This is a genomic window from Okeania sp. SIO2B9, assembly GCF_010672505.1.
Lineage (GTDB): Bacteria > Cyanobacteriota > Cyanobacteriia > Cyanobacteriales > Microcoleaceae > Okeania > Okeania hirsuta.
Genome location: NZ_JAAHGK010000390.1, coordinates 1 through 5823, shown reverse-complemented (window position 1 = coordinate 5823; position 5823 = coordinate 1). Strand labels below are relative to the sequence as shown.

Annotated in this window: 6 protein-coding genes; 2 read left to right on the top strand and 4 right to left on the bottom strand. The window is 35.4% G+C overall.

Annotated elements, in window-relative coordinates:
• The first annotated feature begins 455 nt into the window (after positions 1–455).
• Positions 456–1535, top strand: a complete 1080-nt coding sequence (locus tag F6K13_RS15180; protein ID WP_287287776.1) for a class I SAM-dependent methyltransferase — start codon at positions 456–458, stop codon at positions 1533–1535.
• A gap of 729 nt (positions 1536–2264) precedes the next feature.
• On the opposite strand, the gene F6K13_RS15175 is transcribed toward F6K13_RS15180, so the two are convergent.
• The 3 genes from F6K13_RS15175 to F6K13_RS15165 all read right to left on the bottom strand — a co-directional run bounded on the left by F6K13_RS15175 (position 2265) and on the right by F6K13_RS15165 (position 3618).
• Positions 2265–2441, bottom strand: a complete 177-nt coding sequence (locus tag F6K13_RS15175; RefSeq protein WP_287287775.1) for a hypothetical protein — start codon at positions 2439–2441, stop codon at positions 2265–2267.
• 346 nt (positions 2442–2787) lie between these two features.
• Positions 2788–3108, bottom strand: a complete 321-nt coding sequence (locus F6K13_RS15170) for a hypothetical protein (protein WP_287287773.1) — start codon at positions 3106–3108, stop codon at positions 2788–2790.
• 21 nt (positions 3109–3129) lie between these two features.
• Positions 3130–3618 (bottom strand): class I SAM-dependent methyltransferase, encoded by a 489-nt coding sequence (locus F6K13_RS15165; RefSeq protein WP_287287772.1) that lies wholly within the window; start codon positions 3616–3618, stop codon positions 3130–3132.
• 103 nt (positions 3619–3721) lie between these two features.
• On the opposite strand from F6K13_RS15165, the gene F6K13_RS15160 reads away from it, so the two are divergent.
• Positions 3722–4213 carry a YbjN domain-containing protein gene (locus F6K13_RS15160; RefSeq protein ID WP_124143676.1) on the top strand — a complete coding sequence of 164 codons (492 nt, stop codon included), beginning with the start codon at positions 3722–3724 and terminating at the stop codon, positions 4211–4213.
• Between the two features lie 464 nt (positions 4214–4677).
• Here the strand turns inward: F6K13_RS15160 and F6K13_RS15155 are convergent, their stop codons facing one another.
• Positions 4678–5613, bottom strand: coding sequence for a hypothetical protein (locus tag F6K13_RS15155; protein WP_124143675.1), 936 nt, complete (start codon positions 5611–5613; stop codon positions 4678–4680).
• Between the last annotated feature and the right edge of the window lie 210 nt (positions 5614–5823).

The window sequence follows — 5823 nt, the reverse complement described above, 5'->3', positions numbered from 1 at the left end:
AGATTTACATCTCAAATCAAAATACTATCCTAAATCATTAGATATCTCAACCAAATGAGGGAGTAGGGACGTTGTATGCAACGTCCGTGCAGAGTAGACAGTAGGGGTAAAGAATTGATAATTTATGTGGGATAATTGATTTTATTTTTTATTCTTGGAGATGTCTATTTGTGATAATTTTATTGCTTCGGTGTTTCTCATTTCCTCCCAGATCCGGTGTTCCCTATTCCCTAAAATCTACAATATTTCACAAGTCAAATAAGATTGCTATATAGTCTTTTATTCAAAATAATAGCAACTGCCATTACTACTCTTGACTTATGGAATATCTAAAATAACAGAATATCAACTTTCTTCCTTCTTCCTTCTTCCTTCTTTTTTCTGCTATATGATAATTGCGTTACAATCCAGAACTAAAACTACAAAACTTGCAAAATCTATTTAGACTTATCATCATGTCAGATACTATTACAAAATTCACTCATCAAACATTTCAACAAGGTAAAATTTACTTTGCTTTAGCTCACAAACAAATTTCTACTAAACTGAGAAATTTTGTTTATCCAACTCTTAAGTTTAAAACTCAACCTTTGTCTCCTGCAATTATCCAAAAAATGCAGAAACGCATTGATAAAATTATGGAAAGAGATTTAGCAGATGGAGAAAATGGTATTTATCCAGTTAATATTATATTTGATAATCCCTGGTCGGATTTTTTCAGTTATTATCCTAATATTTGGCTAGATATGCCTACAGTTTGGAATAGAATTAAACAAAAGAAATATCAAGAATTTTCTCCACAAATAAATACTCAAAATTATCCTGCTTATTATTTACAAAATTTTCATTATCAAACAGATGGCTACTTAAGCGATACATCAGCTAATCTCTACGATTTGCAGGTAGAAATTTTATTTAATGGTACTGCCGATGCCATGCGACGACGAATTTTAGCTCCTTTAAAAATGGGATTAGAAAAGTTATTTTCTGGGAAAAATTTAGAGGCGATCGCTCCTCAAAATTTACGAGTTTTAGATATTGCTTGTGGTACTGGTAGAACTTTAAAGTTTATTCGCGCTACTTTACCAAAGGCTGCTCTTTATGGTGTTGATTTATCGTCGGCTTATTTAAAAAAAGCTCATCAATTATTATCTGAAGAGTTGGGAGATTTGCCTCAACTTTTACAAGGAAATGCTGAGGATTTACCTTTGAGAGATAATTTTTTTCAGGCAACAACTTGTGTTTTTATGTTCCATGAATTACCGCCGATGGTACGTCAAAAAGTAATAGAGGAAGCTTTTCGAGTTACTCAACCTGGGGGTGTTTTTGTGATTTGTGATTCGATTCAAGTTTCTGATGAACCTGATTTTTCGCCAATGTTAAAAAACTTCCCAGCAATGTTCCATGAACCTTATTATCAGAGTTATATTACAGATAATTTAGAGGAACGTTTGGAGAAAGTAGGTTTTATTAATATCGCCACTGAAGTTCATTTCGTTAGTAAGTATTGGGTGGGTTATAAACCTGTTGAATAGGAAATACTTACATTTTGACAATCAATTTTGTCGCATAATTAAGGTTTCAAGTCTCTCTTTTAAAGGAGAAAAAAGAAAAAAATTTCTTTTTAGTCAATCCTCTTCTTTTTTAGGAGAGGTAATTATTAATTAGGGCTTGCTGATTAAATCTCAAAGGATTGACATATAAAGACTTTAGCCTTTTTGGGGTCGAATTGCAGTGCCTGGTTTTCAGTCTAAAACGCTCAAAAAGTTAGTATTTTAGGTGCATAGTTGGGCACAAAAATCACTCTTACAATTTTTCCGAATACCTCCTCTAAATTCTCCTAACTCCTAACTCCTGTCTCCTGTCTCCTACTCCCACCAACCAATTTTTTCAGCAGACCCTAATTATTATTTGTTGAAAATAAATTTAGGATTGAGGAAGAATGCTTCAGAGCAAGGCTGTTTAATTCTAGGTTGAGGTTTTGAATCTTTAGTTTATTCTCCCGAATCTTCATTTCGTGAAGCACCAGAATTTGAGGTGTGTGATGAGCAAAAATATCTACTTCCCCTCTCTGTTGCGTATGTCGCAATAGCTATTTCATTTTGTGAAGCACCAGAATTTGAGATGTGTGATGGGAAAAATATCTACTCCTCCTCTCTGTTGCGTATGTCGCAATAGCTATTTCATTTTGTGAAGCACCAGAATTTGAGATGTGTGATGGGAAAAATATCTACTCCTCCTCTCTGTTGCGGATGTCGCAATAGCTATTTCATTTTGTGAAGCACTAAAATTTGAGGTGTGTGATGAGCAAAAATATCTACTTCCCCTCTCTGTTGCGGATGTCGCAATAGCCATTTCATTTTGTGAAGCACCAAGATTTGAGGTGTGTGGTGGAGAAAATACCTACTTCCCCTCTCTGTTGCGGATGTCGCAATAGTCATTTCATTTTCTTAAGCACCAGAATTTGAGGTGTGTGATGAGCAAAAATATCTACTTCCCCTCTCTGTTGCGGATGTCGCAATAGTCATTTCATTTTCTTAAGCACCAGAATTTGAGGTGTGTGGTGGAGAAAATACCTACTTCCCCTCTCTGTTGCGGATGTCGCAATAGTCATTTCATTTTCTTAAGCACACATCCAATAACAAAGAATGAGTTGGTTAAGACTTATGCTGATAATAAACCTGAGCTCGGGAAATATTTTTCCCACTGTTGCCTGTTGCCTGTTGCCTGTTGCCTATTGCCTGTTGCCTATTGCCTGCTATCAGACCTCAATTGAAAATGGGAAAATTATTCCATGCTAGCTGACAAAATTAAATAACGTAGTAACCCCAACCGTGTCACCCATTCAAAAATATTATTTGTTTTCTGATTAGCTGGAGAATCTGAAAAAACAGGAAACTCCTTGAGGATTTTATAAGTAGGTAAAGTATTAAAAGTAATATCTTCTATTAGAAAACTTTTCAAACCCATTTTTCTTGCTAAATCTTGATATTTAGCAATAGTGAAAAAATTAACATTACCGTAAGTTTCAGCACCCAAGTCTTTGATAAACAATCTAACTACAGGTTCAAAAAAATTGATTGTGGCAGTAGGAACAAAATCAGACAAAGCAATTTTACCACCTGGTTTTCAAACCCTTTTTGCCTCTTGAAAAAAAGCAGAACGACTAGGAAAATGAAAAATGCACTCTACCGCCAAAACCACATCAAAATAATTATCAGGAAAAGGCATTTTAGTAGCATCTCCCTGCACAAATTCAATAGAATTATCACCACAAGCTTGAACTTGTTTTCTAGCTACATTTAATTGCCGTTCATCTATATTTAATCCCGTGATTTTTACCTCCGAATAATTATTATTAATACTGGCAGCTGTACCGCCAAAACCGCAACCCACATCTAAAATAGAAATACCATCCTTAATATCAGCAGCTTGATAAACCTTTTGTGATAGCTTTTCCGTCGCGATCGCAAAATCTTCAGCAGTATTTTTTGCCCAATTAGGATTTTCCCAATAACCCCAGTGAACGTGGTTTCCAAAGATAGTTTTAGTTGCTTCATCTTCTAAATTGGCCAAGATTTTGTCAAAATAAGGAAAATTAATTTCTGCTTTGGACATAGCTATAGATTACTAATTGTGGATAGCATTATAGCTTTGTTTGTAATTAGGATAGGTTCAGGACTTAAACTGGTAATAGATAATTTTTCTATAGGTATAAATTATGACTACTAACAACCCTGATAGTACTTCTGTGGATAATCCTTCTACCGAAGAAGATAATATAGAAATAACTGAAAATGATACCAGTCTCAGCTACATAGAAGAGATTGAAACAATTATTGCCAATATGGCAGAAGATCAAAAAGTGATGGTGGCCAATAATGAAGCAGGCCATTTATGGAAATTTCAATATGGTAGTGTGGAAGTATATGTCAGACTGACTGGAGAAACAGATGATGATACTTTTGATGTCTGGTCTTATGTTCTGAAGTTACCAGCAAAAAATGAACCCGAGTTAATGCGTAGATTATTGGAAATGAATTGGTTATCGACCATGGAATCTCATTTTGCTATTGTGGATAATCAAATTGTAATTCTGGCAACTCGTACTGTAGCAGAATTATCTCCAGGAGAAATTTCTCGGGCAATTACTATTGTTGCGACTCTTGCTGATGATAATGATGATGTTTTGGCTGCGGAATTTGGGCAATAAATGATATTAAATCCGCCTAATTGCACATAGATACAATAAGGTAATAATCAGGGTTTTAAGCTATTGATTGTGAGGGTATTTAACCTGATTTGATATGAAGGGGAAAATTAGGGGGTATCTTAAGGTATGGCAGTCGAAGGAAAGGTTAGGACAGATCAAAAGCTTAAAATTCAAACAAAGCCAGATTTTTCGGTTCTTCGGTCTTTCTTTTCTAGATAACAAAACCCTTCTTATATAGAATCCAAGTCGTATAGCGTGGAAAGAAGCAATCTCAGGAGTTGCGCGAGATTGCTTCCTATTGTCGTAATGACCACTTTTCAAGCGGGTTTTATATTACCGTTGGTTGGTATAGCTTGTGTCAACCTAAGCGTGAATATCTAGAATAAATTGAAGTTTTTTTTCAGACTTTTAAGCCTTTCTCCCTTTTCCCTCTTGAAAAACAAAGAAAGGGGGTAATTAAAACCTTATTTATTACTTATTGTCGATTGAATTATAGGTTGGAGTTGTTCAACTAATTCTTTTGAACGTATAACTTTTGCTTCTGGTTTAAGATGGTAGTGAGTATCAGCAAACAAGTTAACGTCAGTCCATAAATTTAACTTTTCGTCAGTAATTAGAGGAGCAATTTTACCTAACTCTTCAGCAGTTTTCTCCACATTTTTCACAGTTCTTTCATCTGTACTGGCATAAATGATAGGCAGTGATATGACTAAACTTGCTTCTTTAGCTTCTAACTCTTCTCTAAATTGCTTAATTCGTGCAATTGAATGAGGAGTAACGGGTTTGTTAACTGTCAATTTCCACCATTTACTTTTGCGTTCCCATGTTTTAGTCGGGTCTCCCCAGTCTGTAATAGGATCGGCATAATAACCTGAAACTTCTACTTGCTTAACTATATCTATAGTAGATTTTGTCAATTGTCTAAGACTAGGTACGCCCAAACCAAAAGTATCTTGAGCAAACTGCTTAGGTGGTACCCCTCCTAACCCTGGTTTTCCAATAGCTACTCCAAAGTAAGTAGAGCGATCGCCTAATCCATCTTCATCTAATAGCATTAAGTATTCAGGAATTATCAGCACAACATCTCCTGGACGAACTTGCTCCAAAATAGTAGGAAAAATTACATTCAGACCCAAATTTCCATCCAAGCCAAAATTAAATACAGGAATACCAAGTTCTTCTCCCATTAACTGAGAATTGACAGTATAGTGCGCTCCCGAACCACCAACAATTATCAGTCTTTTTGACCCTTCCACCTCCGCTGCTAATGCCACCTTATTGTAGTACATTCCTCGTAACCGACCAATTAAACCACCATAATAAACATTGTAAAAGAAACCAAGAGACCAAGCGAAGCCAGCCATAACTAACCAAGGGATAATTTTTATTAGGTTCTTCATAAAAATAAAAAATCAATCAATTTATCAAGTATATTCTAAAGCCATTTCCCTAATTATTTATCCAGTATAGCTAAATATATTACTTCTGTGGTAAGCATTTCCTGCGGAATGCTGCGCAAACAGCCGTCAGCTATTAGCTAGCCTCCTGCGGAGGAACTACGTTAACAGCCATTAATTTTGTGGAAGGTCAAAGCAATTGAAAAATTGAGA

What these genes read in the sequence shown, in the direction of transcription:
- F6K13_RS15180 (WP_287287776.1), top strand. Translation starts at nt 456, where the DNA reads ATGTCAGATACTATTACAAAATTCACTCATCAAACATTTCAACAAGGT.
- F6K13_RS15175 (WP_287287775.1), bottom strand. Translation starts at nt 2,441, where the DNA reads ATGACTATTGCGACATCCGCAACAGAGAGGGGAAGTAGGTATTTTCTC.
- F6K13_RS15165 (WP_287287772.1), bottom strand. Translation starts at nt 3,618, where the DNA reads ATGTCCAAAGCAGAAATTAATTTTCCTTATTTTGACAAAATCTTGGCC.
- F6K13_RS15160 (WP_124143676.1), top strand. Translation starts at nt 3,722, where the DNA reads ATGACTACTAACAACCCTGATAGTACTTCTGTGGATAATCCTTCTACC.
- F6K13_RS15155 (WP_124143675.1), bottom strand. Translation starts at nt 5,613, where the DNA reads ATGAAGAACCTAATAAAAATTATCCCTTGGTTAGTTATGGCTGGCTTC.